This window comes from Bradyrhizobium sp. th-b2 (assembly GCF_000426785.1).
Lineage (GTDB): Bacteria > Pseudomonadota > Alphaproteobacteria > Rhizobiales > Xanthobacteraceae > Bradyrhizobium > Bradyrhizobium septentrionale.
In genome coordinates this window covers 328,417-345,710 of the sequence record NZ_AUGA01000001.1, presented here as the reverse complement: position 1 = coordinate 345,710, position 17,294 = coordinate 328,417, and the positions used below count along the sequence as shown (strand labels likewise).

Sequence of the window (17,294 nt, the reverse complement as noted above, 5' to 3'; positions counted from 1 at the left end):
TCAGGCAGCTTTCTGGGCACCGTTCGGCCGGATGCCGAGCAAATGGCTGATCGCGAACACGAGGTCCGCGCGGTTCATGGTGTAGAAGTGGAAGGTGTCGACGCCGTGCTTGAACAGCTTCTGCACCTGACCGGCGGCGACGGTGGCCGCGACCAGCTTGCGGGTCTCGGCGTCGTTGTCGAGGCCCTCGAACTTCTCGGCGAGCCAGTCCGGCACGCTGGTGCCGGCGCGGGTCACGAAATTGCGGCCCTGCTTGAAATTGTGCATCGGCATGATGCCCGGCACGATCGGAATCTCGATGCCGCGCGCCCGCACCCTGTCGACATAGCGGTGGTAGAGGTCGTTGTCGAAGAACACCTGGGTGATCGCGCGCGTCGCGCCGGCGTCGACCTTGGCCTTCAATGTGTCGATGTCGGCGTCGAAGTCAGCGGCTTCCGGATGCTTTTCGGGATAGGCGGACACCGAGATCTCGATGTCGGCGTGGCGCTTCTTGATGGCGGCGACGAGCTCGGCCGAGCTCTGGTAGCCGTCGGGATGGGTGAAGTAGGGCGTGCCGATGCCGCCGGGCGGATCGCCGCGCAGCGCCACGATGTGGCGGACGCCGACCTCATGGTAGCGGTCGACGATGTCGTCGATCTCGCCGCGCGAGGCGCTGACGCAGGTCAGATGTGCGGCCGGCAGCAGATCGGTCTCGCGCAGGATGCGACTGATGGTGGAATGGGTGCGCTCGCGGGTCGAGCCGCCGGCGCCGTAGGTGACCGAGACGAAGTTCGGCGTCAGCGGCGCCAGCCGGTTGATGGTCTCCCAGAGATTGCGCTCCATCTCCTCGGTCTTCGGCGGGAAGAACTCGAAGGAGATTTTCGGCGTCTTTGACGCACGATACCCGTTCGGCACGGAGGAAATCGTCTCGGTCATGATACGCAAGGGCTCCGCAACTGGAGGGCAGACGTCTGGCCTGGATATGATCTGCGCAAGATAGGCCAAATGGGTTGGATCAAACAGCCCATCGGATATGGGAAATTGCCCATTGGATACGCTGATGCGACAAAAACTGACCACATAAGGCGGATAATGGGCAGGCGTCTGTCCGACGTACTGAGCGGACAGTTTGTTGAATTATCTATATAAAATAGGGATCTTGCATTGATTTGGGGTCGAAATCAGTTGTGGGCAGTAAGCTGTGTCAATGAATCGTTTCATTTCGTCCCAAAATCCGTCGCGGCGAGTGCCGACCTTCGGGTGCGGGACTGCCCTGCGCGGCCGGGGCCTTTGTCGCCCCGTGGCGCCACACTAGGTTGACGGCCATGATTCCGCTCTCCGTCCTCGATCTGTCCGTCGTCACCACCGGTACCAAGCCAGCCGCTGCGCTCCGCAACAGCATCGACCTGGCGCGCCATGTCGATGGTCTCGGCTACACACGCTACTGGCTCGCCGAGCACCACAACCTCGCCTCCGTCGCGAGCCCGGCGCCCGATCTGATGATCGGGCAGATCGCGGCGGTGACGCAGCATATCCGCGTCGGCTCCGGCGGGGTGATGCTGCCCAACCATGCGCCGCTGGTGATCGCCGAGCGCTTCAAGACGCTGGAGGCGCTGTTTCCCGGCCGGATCGATCTCGGCCTCGGCCGCGCGCCCGGCACCGACGGCGCTACGGCCTACGCGCTGCGCAGCCGGCTCGATCGCCGCGAGGGCGACGATTTCCTCGAGCGGCTGCATGAGCTGACCTTGTGGGAGACGCGCGATTTCCCGGCCGGCCATCCCTACAACAATGTCGTGGCGATGCCGGATGATTCGCCGCTGCCGCCGATCTGGCTGCTGGGCTCGAGCGACTATTCCGCCGAGCTCGCCGCGCAGGTCGGGATGGGCTTTGCATTCGCGCATCATTTCGCAACCCATGACGCTGTTGCGGCGATGACGAATTACCGTGCGCATTTCAAGCCGTCGGGCTGGCGCGCCACGCCGCAATCGATCCTGGCGGTCGCGGTCGTCACGGCGGAGACCGACGCGGCAGCCGAGCAACTCGCGATGTCGATGGACCTCAACCGGCTGCGCCGCGACCGCGGCCAGTATCTGCCGCTGCCGAGCGTCGAGGAGGCGCAAGCCTATCCCTACACCGACGCCGAGCGTGCCTCGATCGCGCGCAACCGCGCCCGCTTGTTCGTCGGCAGCCCTGCAACCGTGATGACCAAGCTGCAGCCGCTGCTCGCGGCGAGCCAGGCGGACGAGCTGATGGTGATCACCGCGGTCTACGATCACGACGCGCGGAAGAAGTCCTACAGCCTGCTTGCCGAGGCGTTCGGGCTTACGAAAAAGGAAGCCGCGTAATGATCGTCGTCCCGGCCTAGTGCGCAATTGCGCACGGGGGCCGGGACCCATTACCACGAATCAAAGTTGCTACGCTTCGCTGGGGCCGCTATCCCTCCCACAACCCAAGCCGGTGGCTATGGGTCCCGGCCCCCGTGCGCAATTGCGCACTAGGCCGGGACGACGTATGGAGGACAGTGCGTGCGACTCAGTCCGCCTTCTCGCTGAAGGTGGCGCGGAACGGATGGCCGGGATAGACGCCGACGATGCGGAATTCGCGCGAGAAGAATTTCAATTCTTCCAGCGCAAAGGCGAGTCCGCGGTCGTCAGGATGGCCGTCGACGTCCGCGTAAAACTGCGTGGCAAAGAAATTGCCGTCGACCATGTAGCTCTCGAGCTTGGTCATGTTGACGCCGTTGGTGGCAAAGCCGCCCATCGCCTTGTAGAGCGCGGCCGGCAGGTTGCGCACCCGGAACACAAAAGTGGTGACCAGCGGCCCCGAGCCCTGCGCCGCCCATCTGGCCTCGCGCGCCAGCACCACGAAGCGGGTGGTGTTGTGGGCCTCGTCCTCGATGTCCTCAGAGAGAATGTCGAGGCCATAGATCTCGGCGGCGAGGCGGGAGGCGATCGCCGCAACGCTCTTGTCGCCGCGCTCGGAGATATCGCGGGCGCTGCCGGCGGTATCGCCGGCGACGATCGGCCGGATGCCGAGCTTGCGGATGATGCGCCGGCACTGGCCGAGCGCATGGACATGGCTCTCCACGCTCTTGATGTCGGCGAGCTTGGTGCCCTTGACCGCCATCAGCTGGTGGCGGACCGGCAAAAACCATTCGCCGACGATGAACAGGCCCGAGGCGGGCAAGAGATGGTGGATGTCGGCGACGCGGCCGGCGACCGAGTTCTCGATCGGGATCATGCCGAGATCGGCCTCGCCCGAGGCGATCGCGGCCAGCGCGTCCTCGAAGGTCGCGCAGGGCATCGGCTCGGCGTCGGGATAGGCCTCGACGATCGCGATATGGGAATTGGCGCCAGGCTCGCCCTGGAATGCGATTTTCAGCTTCTTGGTCATGGGTTCTTTCCTGCGGCGCCTTTTAGCACCCGGTCAGGCTTTGGAAAGTATTCTGCGGGCGGTTTCGAGATCGGCCGGGGTGTCGACGCCGCGCGGGACGGTGTCGACGATGGTGATGTCGATCCGCATCCCGGCCTCCAGCGCGCGCAGCTGCTCGAGCTTCTCCTGCTGCTCCAGCGGCGAGGGCGGCAGCGCCACGAAGCGCTGCAAAGCGGCCCGGCGGTAGGCGTAGAGGCCGATATGATGGTAGCGCGGTCCGTCGCCATGGGGCGCCGTGGCGCGGGTAAAATACAGCGCGCGCAAACGATTTGCCCCGATCGGCGAGCCCACCGCCTTGACGACGCTGGGGGCCCGATCCTCCTCCTCGGTATGGATGCGCGAGGCCAGGGTCGAGATTTCGACCGCGGGATCGTCGAGCGCCGGCATCACGCTGCGGATGGTCTCAGAGGTGATGGTCGGAAAATCGCCCTGCAGATTGACCACGATCTCGGCACGGCCGTCCGGGTCGAGGGTCGTCATTGCTTCATGAATCCGGTCCGAGCCGGAGGGATGGTCGGCGCGGGTCATCACGACCTCGCCGCCGGCAGCCTTCACCGCTTCAGCGATCTCGACCGCATCGGTGGCGACCGCGACCCGGCCGATCCCGGCCTCCTCGGCCCGCCGCAGCACGTGGACGATCATCGGCGCGCCCGCGATATCGAGCAGCGGCTTGCCGGGCAGTCGGGTGGCGGCCATGCGGGCCGGAATCAGCACCAGGGTGCGGGATTGGGTCATTCGTGTCGGGGCCCGTCCGGCCTGCGGAAATTGGCGGGGAGGAGGTTGAATTCGGCGCGTTTATACGGGTTGCCAGAGCGCGGGCAAACCGATATCTCAACCCTGCTTGGGGCGGTGCGATAAGGCCGATTCCCAGGTCTTTCCCGCGGCCGTAATTCCCGGCCTGAAGTCGACATTCAAGGCCCGGAGCCTGACCCGAAATGGACTCCTTCGAACTCAACAAAATTCTCGGTGCGCTTCTCGGCACCTGCATCGTCGTCCTGGTGATGAGCTTTGCCGCCGGATCGGTGTTTTCCGCGAAGCTGCCGGAAAAGCCGGGCTTTGAGATCGCGGTGAAGGAAGAGTCCCATGGTGGCGGCGAGGCGGCTGCGGCCGCATCCGAGCCGATCGAGAAGCTGCTGCAGACCGCCTCGGTCGAGAAGGGCGCGGCGGCCGCCAAGAAGTGCCAGGCCTGCCATACCTTCGAGAAGGGCGGTCCCAACCGCGTCGGTCCGAACCTGTTCGGCGTCGTGAACGAGGCCAGGGGCGAAGGCCGTGGCTTCAATTTCTCGGCGGCCATGAAGGCCAAGGGCGGCAACTGGAGCTTCGACGACCTCAACAAGTTCCTGACCAATCCGAAGGGCTTCATCCCGGGCACCGCGATGGGCTTCGCCGGCGTTCCGAAGGACAGCGAGCGCGCCGACATCATCGCCTATCTAAATTCGAACTCGGAGCATCCGGCTCCGATCCCGACCGCTTCGAAGTAACGATTTGCTTCGCGCAAGCATGTGGATGAAACGGCCAGGCAATGCCTGGCCGTTTTCGCATGCGGAATCTGCTGTCGCAGAGTTGTTATCGGGACGTTTCGCCGCACCGATATTGTTCCCGGGCTGACATCATGAGGAAAAAGCAACGTAATTTGTCGAACCGTTGCCTTATATTGGGTCCCATGTAAGCGGGGCCGCAAGCAGGAAGAGCGAATTTGGCGATCACCCGACGACACCTACTTCAAGGCAGCGCACTGGCGGCAATGGCTCCGGCGCTCGGACTTAACCCCGGCATCTCGGCGATCACGCCGGCGCTCGCCGACGACGCCCCCAACGGGCTTAAATGGCGACACGGCCTCTCGCTCTTCGGCAACGTCAAATACGCGGCTGACTTCAAGCGATTTGACTACGTCAATCCGGATGCACCGAAGGGAGGTCTTGTCCGGCAAATCTCAATTGGCACTTTTGATAATTTCAACATCGTCGTCTCGGGTGTGAAAGGCTCCATCGCAGGCGCTGTGGCCTTCATTTATGAATCGCTGACGACGGCTTCGCTCGACGAAGTCTCAACGGAGTACGGATCGCTGGCGGAGGCCGCAAGTTACCCCGACGACTTCTCCTACGTCGTTTACCGTCTGCGCCCTCAGGCAAAGTGGCATGACGGAGCACCGGTTACTCCGGAAGACGTGATCTTCTCGCTCGACGCCTTCAAGGCGCATCACCCGATGTTTTCCGCCTATTACAGCCATGTGGTGAGAGCGGAGAAGCTTAGCGATCATGAAGTAAAATTCGTCTTCGATATGCCAGGTAACCGCGAATTGCCGCAGATCGTGGGCCAACTCACGATCTTGCCCAAGCACTGGTGGGAAGGCACCGATGGCCAAGGCCGCAGGCGCGATATCTCCGCGACAACGCTGGAGCAGCCGCTTGGGTCGGGACCGTATCGGATCAAGGAGTTTGTCGCAGGACGGACCGTGACTCTGGAACGCGTCAAGGACCATTGGGCGCGCGACCTCGCGATCAACGTGGGGCGCAACAACTTCGACGAACTTCGCTACGAGTACTTCAGGGATCCGACGGTTGCGATCGAGGCATTCAAGGGCGATCAGATCGATTGGCGTTTGGAGAACAGCGCGAAGGCATGGGCGACTGCCTATGATTTTCCGGCCGTCAGCGACAAGCGTGTGGTGCTGGAAGAGTTTCCGAACCGCAGTTCAGGCGTCATGCAGGCCTTTGTTCCGAATCAGCGCCGTGCCAAATTCAAGGATCCGCGTGTTCGCCGGGCTCTGAACTACGCGTTCGACTTCGAGGAAGTCAACAAACTACTGTTCTTCGGCCAATACAAGCGCATCATTAGCTACTTTGATGGCGCCGAGGAATTGATGGCGACTGGGCTGCCGCAAGGCAAGGAACTTGCCATCCTTGAATCACTGCGTGATCAGGTGCCAGCCGAAGCATTCACAACGGTCTATACCAACCCGGTCGGTGGCAATCCCGAGGCCGTGCGCGAAAATCTCCGCGAAGCATCACGTCTGCTCAAGGAGGCCGGCTACGAAGTACGAGACCGGAAGCTCGTGGATTCCAAGAGCGGAGAACCGTTCTCTATCGAACTGTTGAGTGAGGATCCGAATTTCGAAAGGATCATGCTGGCCTACAAGCCGGCACTCGAGCGGCTCGGATTTTCGATCACAGTGCGCACGATCGACCCGATCCAATACGAAAATCGGCTTCGCAGTTGGGATTTCGACATCGTGGTCGCGTCTTGGGGGGAATCCCTGTCACCCGGCAACGAGCAGCGCGAATACTGGGGATCGAAGGCTGCAGACAACGCCGGATCGCGCAATATTGCCGGCATCAAGAGCCCGGTGGTCGACAAACTGATCGAGCGGGTGATTTTTGCGACGGATCGCGAAGATCTCGTTGCCGCGACGAAGGCGCTCGATCGCGTGTTACTATGGAACCATTACGTCGTTCCGCAATGGAATTATCCGAAGGTGCGTACAGCGCGCTGGGATCGCTTCGGCCGTCCGGCAGAATTGCCCAAATATGGCCAATCGGGATTCCCGGCGATCTGGTGGTACGACGCCGACAGAGCGGCCAAGCTCAAGCGTTCATAAGATTAAGGATTCGCGCATGGCGCTGTTTACCCGTCGGCACGCACTCGGTCTCGGCATCGGTGCATTGAGTGCTGCAGGATTGCGTGCTGCGCCGGCGGCAGCCGACAACGGAACCGAGATGCACGGCATGTCGGTGTTCGGCGACCTGAAATATCCGGCGGATTTTCAGCAGTTCGACTATGTCAATGTGAAAGCGCCGAAGGGTGGCGCGTTCTCGGTGATTCCGTGGGTGCGCGGTTACAACCAGTCCTACTTCACCTTCAATTCGTTGAACGCCTATGTCCTGAAGGGCGAAGGCGCGCAGGGCATGGACATGACGTTCGCGACGCTGATGTCGCGCGCCAATGACGAGCCCGATGCGATGTACGGCTATGCCGCGAAGTCGGTGCAGATCTCGCCGGACAAGCTGACCTATCGCTTCACCATGCGTCCCGAGGCGCGCTTCCATGACGGCACCAAGCTGACGGCGCAGGACGCCGCCTTCTCGCTCAACACGCTGAAGGAAAAAGGTCACCCGCTGATCCAGGTGCAGCTGCGCGACTTCGTCAAGGCTGAGGCGCCCGATGACGCGACTGTGGTGGTGACCTTCGCAGCGGGCCGCGCCCGCGACGTGCCGCTCTATGTCGCGGGCCTGCCGATCTTCTCCAAGGCCTATTACGCGGCACGATCGTTCGAGGAATCGACGCTCGATACGCCGCTCGGCTCGGGGCCGTACAAGGTCGGCAGGTTCGAGGTCAACCGCTACGTCGAATTCGACCGCCTCAAGGATTGGTGGGGCGCCGACCTTCCGGTCAATCGCGGCAGCTACAATTTCGACACCGTACGCTATGAATTCTATCGCGACCGCGATGTGGCGTTCGAGGGCTTCACCTCGAAGAGCTATTTGTTCCGCGAGGAGTTCACCGCGCGCGTCTGGGCGACGCGCTACGATTTCCCCGCGGTAAAGGATGGCCGCGTCAAGCGCGAGACGCTACCGGACGACACGCCGTCCGGCGCGCAAGGCTGGTTCATCAACACGCGCCGCGACAAGTTCAAGGATCCACGCGTGCGTGAGGCGCTGATCTACGCCTTCGACTTCGAGTGGACCAACAAGACCATCATGTACGATGCCTATGCGCGCACCGTGTCGCCGTTCCAGAATTCGGACATGGTGGCCGAGGGACCGCCGCCGCCCGAAGAGCTTGCGCTGCTCGAGCCGTTCCGCGGCCAGGTGCCCGACGAGGTGTTCGGCCTGCCCTTCGTGCCGCCGATGTCCGACGGCTCCGGCCAGGACCGCGCGCTGCTGCGCAAGGCGGTACAACTGCTCAACGAGGCCGGCTGCGTCATCAAGGACGGCAAGCGCGTGCTGCCGAACGGCGAGCCCCTCACCATCGAATTCCTCAACGATGAGCCCTCGCTGCAGCCGCACCATGGGCCCTACATCAAGAACCTCGGCACGCTCGGCATCGAGGCTACATTCCGCCTCGTCGACGCCGTGCAGCGCCGCGCGCGGGTGGAAGATTTTGACTTCGACATGACCATGGAGCGCTTCAACTTTTCGGCGACACCTGGCGACAGCATGCGGCCGTTCTTCTCCTCGCAGGCGGCGAAGACCAAGGGCTCCTACAATCTCGCAGGTATCGCCAATCCCGCAATCGATGCCCTGATCGAGAAGATCATCGGCGCCAATAATCGCCAGGAGCTGACGATTGCCTGCCGTGCGTTCGACCGCGTGTTCCGCGCCGGCCGTTACTGGGTGCCGCAATGGTACCGCAACACGCATCCGGTCGCCTATTGGGACCAGTTCGGTCATACCGAGAAGCTGGCGAAATATACCCAGGGCGTCGGGGCGCCAGAGAACTGGTGGTATGATGCGGCCAAGGCCGCAAAGCTCGAACAGGCGAAGAAATAGCCGATGAGCGCCTATATCGCCCGACGTATCTTCCTGATGCTGCCGACGCTGCTCGGCATCCTGTTCGTCTCCTTCGTGGTCGTGCAATTCGCGCCAGGCGGGCCGGTCGAGCGCGTCATCGCGCAGATCAACGGCGCCGACACCGGCGGCACTTCGCGCGTGTCGGGTGGCGGCGGCGATTTCGGCGCGCAGCGCGGCCAGGGCGCGGGCGCAGCCGGTGCCACCAACTCGAAATATCGCGGCGCGCAGGGACTCGATCCGGATTTCATCAAGAAGCTCGAGGTGCAGTTCGGCTTCGACAAGCCGGCGCCGGAGCGGTTCGCGCTGATGGTGTGGAATTTTGCGCGCTTCGACTTCGGCAGCAGCTATTTCCGCAGCGTCAGCGTGCTGCAGCTGATCAAGGAAAAGCTGCCGGTCTCGATGTCGCTCGGCATCTGGATGACGCTGCTGACCTATCTGATCTCGATCCCGCTCGGCATCCGCAAGGCGGTCAAGGATGGGTCGCGGTTCGACACCTGGACCTCGGCCGTGATCATCGTCGGCTTTGCGATACCGGGCTTCCTGTTTGCGATCCTCCTGATTGTGCTGTTCGCCGGCGGCTCGTTCCTCAACATCTTCCCGCTGCGCGGCCTGACCTCGGACGGCTGGGCGCAGTTTCCCTGGTACTGGAAGATCATCGACTATTTCTGGCATCTGACGCTGCCGCTGGTGTCGATGGCGCTCGGCGCCTTCGCCACCATGACCTTGCTCACCAAGAACTCGTTCCTCGACGAGATCCGCAAGCAATATGTGATGACCGCGCGCGCCAAGGGCTGCAGCGAGGGTCAGGTGCTGTACGGCCATATCTTCCGCAACGCCATGCTGATCGTGATCGCGGGCTTCCCGGGCGCGTTCATCCACGCGTTCTTCTCCGGCTCGCTGTTGATCGAGACCATCTTCTCGCTCGACGGGCTCGGCCTGCTCGGCTTCGAGAGCGTCTTGAACCGCGACTATCCGGTGGTGTTCGGAACGCTGTTCATCTTCTCGCTGGTCGGATTGGTGGTCAATCTGCTGTCCGACCTCGCCTATATGTGGATCGATCCCAGGATCGACTTTGAGGCGCGGGAGGTCTGATGACGATGCTCGCGCCCCAGCCGGTCGAAACCACGACGCAATCGCCGCTCGGCGAGGCCGTGCCCGCCACGCGTCACGGCTTTGCGCCGTCGCCGCTCAACAAGCGCCGCTGGCAGAACTTCAAGGCCAACCGCCGCGGCTACTGGTCGTTCTGGATCTTCCTCGTGCTGTTCGTGCTGTCGTTGTTCGCCAATTTCATTGCCAACGACAAGCCGCTGGTCGTCAAATATGACGGCCGTCTCTACTGGCCGGTGGTGTTCACCTACGCAGAGACCACCTTCGGCGGCGACTTCGAGACCGCGGCCGACTATCGCGATCCGTACTTGCAGAAGCAGATCGCCGCCAAGGGCGGCAGCATGATCTGGCCGCCGATCCGTTACTCCTACGACAGCCGCAACCTCGACCCGCCGACCGCGGTGCCGTCGAAGCCGACCTGGCTCCTGACCGAAGCGCAGTGCAAGGACGTGGTGAAGCGCAAGGGCCTGACCGGCTGCCGCGACCTCGAATACAACTGGCTCGGCACCGACGATCAGGGCCGCGACGTCGTCGCGCGGCTGATCTACGGCTTCCGCATCTCGGTGCTGTTCGGCCTGACGCTGACCATCCTGTCCTCGATCATCGGCATCGCCGCCGGCGGCGTGCAGGGCTATTTCGGCGGCTGGATCGATCTTGGCTTCCAGCGATTCATCGAAATCTGGACCGCGATCCCCTCGCTCTATCTGCTGCTGATCATCTCGGCGGTGCTGCCGCCGGGCTTCTTCATCCTGCTCGGCATCCTCCTGCTGTTCTCGTGGGTCTCGCTGGTCGGCCTGGTGCGGGCCGAGTTCCTGCGCGGCCGCAACTTCGAATACATCCAGGCGGCGCGCGCGCTCGGCGTCTCCAACCGCGTGATCATGTTCCGCCATTTGCTGCCGAACGCGATGGTCGCGACCATGACGTTCCTGCCCTTCATCGTCTCGTCCTCGGTGATGACGCTGACGGCGCTGGATTTCCTCGGCTTCGGCCTGCCACCCGGCTCGCCCTCGCTCGGTGAATTGCTGTCGCAGGGCAAGGCCAACGTGCAGGCGCCGTGGCTTGGCCTCACCGGCTTCTTCTCGGTTGCGATCATGCTGTCGCTCCTGATCTTCATCGGCGAAGCCGCGCGCGACGCCTTCGATCCGCGCAAGACATTCTCGAAGGGCTGACGCATGGACGCGACCAATCAGCCTCTGCTCGACGTCAGCGACCTCTCCGTCGCCTTCGGCCGCTCGCTTGCGGTCGATCGTGTCTCCTTCTCGATCAAGCGCGGCGAATGCACGGCGCTGGTGGGCGAGTCCGGCTCGGGAAAATCGGTTAGCGCGCTGTCGGTATTGAGGCTGCTGCCCTATCCGGCGGCGTCACATCCCTCCGGGGCGATCCGTTTCAAGGGCCGCGATCTCCTGGGATCGTCGGAACGCGAGATGCGCGGGATTCGTGGCAACGACATCTCGATCATCTTCCAGGAGCCGATGACCTCGCTCAATCCGCTCCACACCATCGAATCCCAGATCGGCGAGATCCTGTCGTTGCACAGCGGCATTAGCGGTGCGGCGGCGAGGGAGCGGACGCTGGAGCTATTGGGCCAGGTCGGCATCCCCGAGCCGGAGACACGGCTCAAGAGTTATCCGCACCAATTGTCCGGCGGCCAGCGCCAGCGCGTGATGATCGCGATGGCGCTCGCCAACGAGCCCGATCTGTTGATCGCGGACGAACCGACCACCGCGCTCGACGTCACCGTGCAGGCGCAGATCCTGGCTTTGCTGGCGGAGATACGCGCGCGGCTCGGCATGAGCCTGTTGTTCATCACCCACGACCTCGGCATCGTCCGCCGTATCGCCGACACGGTCTGCGTCATGAACAGCGGCAAGATCGTCGAGCAGGGCCCGGTCGAGCAGGTCTTCACCGCGCCGAAGCACGCCTATACCAAGGCGCTGCTAGCGGCCGAGCCGAAGCCCGACCCGGCGCCGCCGCAGCCCGATGCGCCGGTCGTGATATCGACGGACAATCTCAAGGTCTGGTTTCCGATCAAGCGCGGGCTGTTGCGCTCGACCGTCGGCCACATCAAGGCGGTCGATGGCGTCAGTCTCGCCGTGCGCAAGGGCGAGACGCTCGGCGTGGTCGGCGAATCCGGCTCCGGCAAGACCACGCTTGGGCTCGCGCTGCTCAGGCTGATCTCGTCGGATGGTCCGATCGTGTTCCTCGGCAAGGACATCCAGGGCCTGCGCTTCAAGCAGATGCTGCCGTTCCGCCTCGACATGCAGATCGTGTTCCAGGACCCGTTCGGCTCGCTCAGCCCGCGCATGTCGGTGGCTGACATCATCGCCGAGGGGCTTGAAGTGCACCAGAAGCAGCTGTCGCGCGAGGAGCGCGAGGTGCGGGTGATCAAGGCGCTCAAGGATGTCGGCCTCGATCCCGAGTGGCGTTTCCGCTATCCGCACGAGTTCTCCGGCGGCCAGCGCCAGCGCATCTCGATCGCGCGCGCGGTGGTGCTGGAGCCGAACTTCGTCGTGCTGGACGAGCCGACCAGTGCGCTCGACATGCTGCTCCAGGCCCAGATGGTCGACCTGCTGCGCGACCTGCAGCGCAAGCGTGACCTCACCTACATGTTCATCTCGCACGATCTGCGCGTGGTGGCCTCGCTCGCGAGCCATCTGATCGTGATGAAATCCGGCAAGGTCGAGGAGGAGGGGCCGGCCTCCGAGCTCTTCAAGAACCCCAAGAGCGACTACACCCGTGCGCTGTTCGCCGCCGCCTTCCGCATCGAAGCGGCCGGCGGGGCGGCCGTGGCGACGTAACTCTGTAGCTGTTGTAGGATGGGTAGAGCGAAGCGAAACCCATCATCGGGCCACGCGGTTGCAGCCTGATGGGTTTCGCTGCGCTCTACCCATCCTACGACATCTCGCTAAAGCCGCTTGATCGCCAGGACGCCGCTGCCGGCGGCCTTGATCCGCGCGATGGCGGCCTGCGTGTTCTCCACTGCCGTTGCCATGTGATGCGCGTTGGCGTGCACGATTGTGGTCGCATCGCGCGCGATGGCGACATGGCCCTTCCAGAAGATCAGGTCGCCGCGTTGCAGATGCTTTGATTCCGCCGCGGTCAATTCGCGGCCGAGCCCTTCCTGCTGCATGTCGCTGTCGCGCGGGCAGCCGGTGCCGGCGGCGGTCAGCGCGATCTGCACCAGGCCGGAGCAGTCGATGCCGAGGCTCGATTTGCCGCCCCACAGATAGGGCGCACCGACGAATTGCTCGGCGATCGCGACAGAATCCGGCGCCATCGCGTCGAGCGGCGCAACATGCCGGCGCGGCAGGTGCCAACCCTCGCGGGTCACCGCGAACGGACCGTCCTCGCGGACGATCGCAAGCTTCGTGCCCATCGCCAGCGCCTCGACCGGCGGTAGCTTGATCGACGGCCCCGGAAACGCCAGCGTGCGCAGCACCGCCACCTTGTGCGTCGGCGTCGCGCCGGGCTTGGTCAGCGCGGCCTCGGGGATCCAGCCGACATAGCCGTCATCGGCGAGCTGGCCCCAGGCCCAGCCTTCGCTATTACGATCGTACACCGTGACGCGCTCGCCCTTGAGCGCCTGCGTCATCTGCTCGGCATCGGCCGCAGGCGCATGACGCAACGGGGCGATGGCGTCGCTGACTTCGAATACCTCGCCGTCAACGAAGCGCGCGGCCTTGACCTTGCCCTCCAGATATTTTGCGGCGACGTCGTCGCGGGCCGGCGTCAGTCTGACATCATGCATAGCGCTGGCTCAACAATTTATAGATTGCGCGTGCGGCCTGGCACTCGCCGCCTTCGGGGCGGCCGGGTTTTGCGGATGGCGTCCAGCCGTAGATGTCGACATGCAGCCAGCTTCTCGCCTGCTCGACAAAGCGCTGCAGGAACAGCGCGCAGGTGATCGAGCCGGCGAAACCGCCTGACGGTGCATTGGTGATGTCGGCGGTTTTGGAGTCGAGCCAGGCATCGTAGGCCGGCCACAGCGGCATGCGCCACAGCGGATCGTTCTCGCGCTTCGCATGGGCTGCGACGTCGCCGGCCAGCGTCTCGTCATTGGTGTAGAACGGCGGCAAATCCGGGCCCAGCGCCACGCGCGCCGCACCGGTCAGCGTGCCCAGATCGACCAGCAGATCGGGCTGCTCCTCGTCGGCAAGGGCCAGCGCGTCAGCGAGCACCAGCCGTCCTTCGGCGTCGGTGTTGCCGATCTCGACGGTGATGCCCTTGCGCGACCTGAAGATGTCGAGCGGGCGGAACGCATTGCCGGCGACCGCGTTCTCGACCGCCGGGATCAGCACGCGCAGCCGCACCTTCAGCTTCGCGTCCATGACCATCTGCGCCAGCGCCAGCACGTTGGCGGCGCCGCCCATGTCCTTCTTCATCAACAGCATGCCGCTGGACGGCTTGAGATCGAGCCCGCCGGTGTCGAAGCAGACGCCCTTGCCGACCAGCGTCACCTTCGGATGGGCCGGATCGCCCCAGCTCAGGTCGATCAGCCGCGGCGCGCGGGTCGATGCCATGCCGACGGCGTGGATCAGCGGAAAATTCTGCGCCAGCTCGTCGCCGCTGATGCAAGTGAAGTCGGCGCCGAACCGTGTCGCGAGGTCGCGGGCCACCTCGGCGAGCTCGGCCGGCCCCATGTCGTTGGACGGCGTGTTGATGAGGTCGCGCGCGAGCGTCGCCGCATCCGCCATCCGTGTGATCTCGGCGGCATCGACGCCGTCGGGCAGCACCAGGCGAACCTCCGGCGTCTTGTTGGTGCGATAGCGAGCGAAGCGATAGCAGCCGAGCGCGAAGGCGAGCGCGGCGAGCCGCGTGTCATGCGGCGCGTTGGCGAAGCGATAGACGCCCGGCGGCAGCAGGCCGGGCAGGGCGCCGGCCCTGAACGGATCGGGCGATCGGCCACTGGCGTCCTCGAGGCCGAACAGCACCTGCGCGATGCTGCCGTCGGCGGCCGGCAAGGCGAGGGACTTGCCGGGCTTGGCCTCAAAGCCATTCGCCTCCGCGAACTGGCGCGCCGCCGCCGGCAGTTCGCTCCGGACCGCATCCCATGTCGATTTGGTGACGAAGGTGATCGGTGTGACGGCGGCGGCGGTTGCGGTCTCGAACACGGATGGCATGCGGCTCTCGGCTGTTCTGGCGTCGTGGGTGGCTACTACACGCCTTTCGCGGTGGATGGTAGCGCACGAGCGGTTCACGCGACGTGCGGAAACGGAACCGGGCCCGCCCAGTTAACCAGACGTTAGGGTTAACAGTCTATTGCTGGCACGCTCGGCTGGATCCATTCGCCTGATTTCGTGAGTCACAGTGCCATGTGTCGACAGTCCAATTTGACCCGGCATCTCGCTTCCGCGGCCCTCGTGGCGGTCCTCGCCGCTGGCCTTGGCGGTTGCCAGACCATGTCTGACGTGACGGGATCGATTGCGTCCAAGTCGGATCCGGTGCCCGATGATCCGCGCCGTGCCGCCGAAGTCTATGGCGAGCGTTATCGCAAGAATCCCAAGGATGTCGACGCCGCGATCGCCTACGGCCAGGCGTTGCGCATGAGCGGACAGCGCTCGCAGGCCTGCGCCATGCTGGAGCAGGCCACGATCGCCAATCCCGGCAACAAGACGCTGCTCGCCGCCTATGGCCGCGCGCTGGCCGACAACGGCAATTCGCAGGCTGCGTTCGATGTGCTGAGCCGCGCCCACAGCCCGGACAATCCGGACTGGCGGATCCTGTCGGTGCAGGGAACCACGCTCGACAAGATGAACCGGCACGAGGAGGCGCGGCGCTATTACGCAAGCGCGCTGCGGCTGGCTCCGGACGAGCCGTCGGTGCTGTCCAATCTCGGCCTGTCCTACATGCTGACCAAGGAATTGCCGAAAGCGGAAGAGACGTTGCGCCAGGCCTATGCCAGCGCCCGCGCCGACACCCGTATCAGGCAGAACCTTGCGCTCGTGGTCGGCCTTCAGGGCCGCTTCGCGGAGGCCGAAACCATCGTCAAGGCCGACCTGCCGGCAGACGAGGCGGCGGCCAACGTCGCCTATCTCCGCGACATGCTGAACCGCAAGGACGGGCCGCGAACCGCATCGCGCGCCGCCCCTGTCGTCGCCAAGGACGACTAGCCAACACGGCAACTTCCATACCTCCCCTTGAAAAGGGGAGGTCGCTTTGCTCGTCAGAGCAAAGCGGGTGGGGATCATCTCTCTCCACGGGCAGCGTCGCCTGTGGCTGACCCCCATGCCGGCCTTCCCCCTTTCAGGGGGAAGGAGAAGGCGGTCGGCGCGGCGGCGCCGCTCAATGCATCGTAGCGATCTTGATGTAGGACGGCCCGAGGATCACGATGAACAGGCAGGGCAGGAAGAACAGGATCATCGGCACGGTCAGCTTGGGCGGCAGTGAAGCCGCCTTCTTCTCGGCCTCGTTCATGCGCATGTCGCGGTTTTCCTGCGCCATCACGCGCAGGCTCTGGCCGAGCGGCGTGCCGTAGCGTTCGGATTGCTGCAGGGCCATGCACACCGACTTCACGCCCTCGAGCCCGGTGCGGCGCGCCAAATTCTCGTAGGCGGTCCTGCGGTCCTGCAGGTAGGACAATTCCGCGGTCGTCAGCGCGAACTCCTCCGACAGCGCGACCGACTGTCCGACGATCTCGTTGGCGACCTTGCGGAAGGCGACCTCGACCGACATGCCCGACTCGATGCAGATCAGCAGCAGGTCGAGCGAATCAGGGAAGGCACGCTTGATCTGGAGCTGACGCTTGGAGATCGCGTTCTTCAGGAACAGCATCGGGGCCTGGAGGCCGGCATAGGCCGCGCCGACGCAAATGCCGATCTTCAGCGTGAGCGACCAGGTCGCGCCGGCGATGAAGAACGTATAGATGATCGCGGCGAGCAGCATCACGACCGGCGTCGCCGCGCGGGCTGCCAGGAAATAGACGTACGGGGCGTGGCCGCGATAGCCGGCCATCACCAGCTTGTCGAGCGCCGCTTCCTGGGCCAGCCATTTGGTGAGGTTGAGGTCATCGACCATCCTGGAAACGGCCTGCTTCGGCGTCTGCCGCAGCGTCACCTTCTCCGACTTGGAGAGCCTATCGCGTTCGCGCTGCCGGAGACGTTCGCGCTCGCTGGCGACCGCCTTCATGCGCTTGTCGAGATCACCGCCGGCGAGCAGCGGCATCACCAGTGTGTAGACCGTCGCGCTTGCCGCGAAGAAGGCAAGCAGCATGGTCATGAACCTGACGTCGTGGAGCTTGGCGATAAGGAAATCAATCATGCTGCACCG

At 64.0% G+C, this 17,294-nt stretch carries 14 protein-coding genes; 8 read left to right on the top strand and 6 right to left on the bottom strand.

Features of this window, described 5'->3' with window-relative positions:
• A complete protein-coding gene (gene metF, locus K359_RS0101690; RefSeq protein WP_029077775.1) occupies positions 1 to 915 on the bottom strand; it encodes a methylenetetrahydrofolate reductase [NAD(P)H] in 915 nt (304 codons plus the stop codon).
• Between the two features lie 389 nt (positions 916 to 1,304).
• Here metF and K359_RS0101685 point away from each other — a divergent pair, with 389 nt between their 5' ends.
• On the top strand, positions 1,305 to 2,324 hold the full coding sequence (locus tag K359_RS0101685) for an LLM class flavin-dependent oxidoreductase (protein ID WP_029077774.1): 1,020 nt from the start codon (positions 1,305 to 1,307) through the stop codon (positions 2,322 to 2,324).
• 187 nt (positions 2,325 to 2,511) lie between these two features.
• Here K359_RS0101685 and K359_RS0101680 read toward each other — a convergent pair whose 3' ends face one another.
• Positions 2,512 to 3,372: a prephenate dehydratase gene (locus tag K359_RS0101680; protein ID WP_029077773.1), complete on the bottom strand. Its 861-nt coding sequence runs from the start codon at positions 3,370 to 3,372 to the stop codon at positions 2,512 to 2,514.
• A 33-nt stretch (positions 3,373 to 3,405) separates the two neighbouring features.
• On the bottom strand, positions 3,406 to 4,146 hold the full coding sequence (locus K359_RS0101675; RefSeq protein WP_029077772.1) for a 3-deoxy-manno-octulosonate cytidylyltransferase: 741 nt from the start codon (positions 4,144 to 4,146) through the stop codon (positions 3,406 to 3,408).
• 200 nt (positions 4,147 to 4,346) lie between these two features.
• Between K359_RS0101675 and K359_RS0101670 the strand changes: the two genes are divergently transcribed.
• From K359_RS0101670 to K359_RS0101645, 6 genes are all read left to right on the top strand, one after another.
• Positions 4,347 to 4,892 (top strand): cytochrome c family protein, encoded by a 546-nt coding sequence (locus K359_RS0101670; protein WP_029077771.1) that lies wholly within the window; start codon positions 4,347 to 4,349, stop codon positions 4,890 to 4,892.
• Between the two features lie 215 nt (positions 4,893 to 5,107).
• Positions 5,108 to 7,009 carry an extracellular solute-binding protein gene (locus K359_RS0101665; RefSeq protein ID WP_029077770.1) on the top strand — a complete coding sequence of 634 codons (1,902 nt, stop codon included), beginning with the start codon at positions 5,108 to 5,110 and terminating at the stop codon, positions 7,007 to 7,009.
• Between the two features lie 16 nt (positions 7,010 to 7,025).
• Positions 7,026 to 8,900 (top strand): extracellular solute-binding protein, encoded by a 1,875-nt coding sequence (locus K359_RS0101660; RefSeq protein WP_029077769.1) that lies wholly within the window; start codon positions 7,026 to 7,028, stop codon positions 8,898 to 8,900.
• 3 nt (positions 8,901 to 8,903) lie between these two features.
• Positions 8,904 to 10,013 carry a microcin C ABC transporter permease YejB gene (locus K359_RS0101655; protein WP_029077768.1) on the top strand — a complete coding sequence of 370 codons (1,110 nt, stop codon included), beginning with the start codon at positions 8,904 to 8,906 and terminating at the stop codon, positions 10,011 to 10,013.
• On the top strand, positions 10,013 to 11,197 hold the full coding sequence (locus K359_RS0101650) for an ABC transporter permease (protein WP_029077767.1): 1,185 nt from the start codon (positions 10,013 to 10,015) through the stop codon (positions 11,195 to 11,197). Before K359_RS0101655 ends, K359_RS0101650 begins: the two co-directional genes overlap by 1 nt.
• 3 nt (positions 11,198 to 11,200) lie before the next feature.
• Entirely contained in the window at positions 11,201 to 12,826 is a 1,626-nt protein-coding gene (locus tag K359_RS0101645) for an ABC transporter ATP-binding protein (RefSeq protein ID WP_029077766.1), read from the top strand.
• Positions 12,827 to 12,933: 107 nt separating this feature from the next.
• Here the strand turns inward: K359_RS0101645 and K359_RS0101640 are convergent, their stop codons facing one another.
• Positions 12,934 to 13,776 carry an NlpC/P60 family protein gene (locus K359_RS0101640; protein WP_029077765.1) on the bottom strand — a complete coding sequence of 281 codons (843 nt, stop codon included), beginning with the start codon at positions 13,774 to 13,776 and terminating at the stop codon, positions 12,934 to 12,936.
• A complete protein-coding gene (locus K359_RS0101635; RefSeq protein WP_029077764.1) occupies positions 13,769 to 15,148 on the bottom strand; it encodes a M17 family metallopeptidase in 1,380 nt (459 codons plus the stop codon). The genes K359_RS0101640 and K359_RS0101635 overlap by 8 nt, the downstream gene beginning before the upstream one ends.
• Positions 15,149 to 15,340: 192 nt before the next feature.
• Here K359_RS0101635 and K359_RS0101630 point away from each other — a divergent pair, with 192 nt between their 5' ends.
• Positions 15,341 to 16,138 (top strand): tetratricopeptide repeat protein, encoded by a 798-nt coding sequence (locus K359_RS0101630; protein ID WP_029077763.1) that lies wholly within the window; start codon positions 15,341 to 15,343, stop codon positions 16,136 to 16,138.
• Positions 16,139 to 16,310: 172 nt separating this feature from the next.
• On the opposite strand, the gene K359_RS0101625 is transcribed toward K359_RS0101630, so the two are convergent.
• The gene (locus tag K359_RS0101625) at positions 16,311 to 17,285 is read right to left on the bottom strand and encodes a type II secretion system F family protein (protein WP_029077762.1); all 975 of its coding nucleotides are present in this window, start codon (positions 17,283 to 17,285) and stop codon (positions 16,311 to 16,313) included.
• Positions 17,286 to 17,294: the final 9 nt, after the last annotated feature.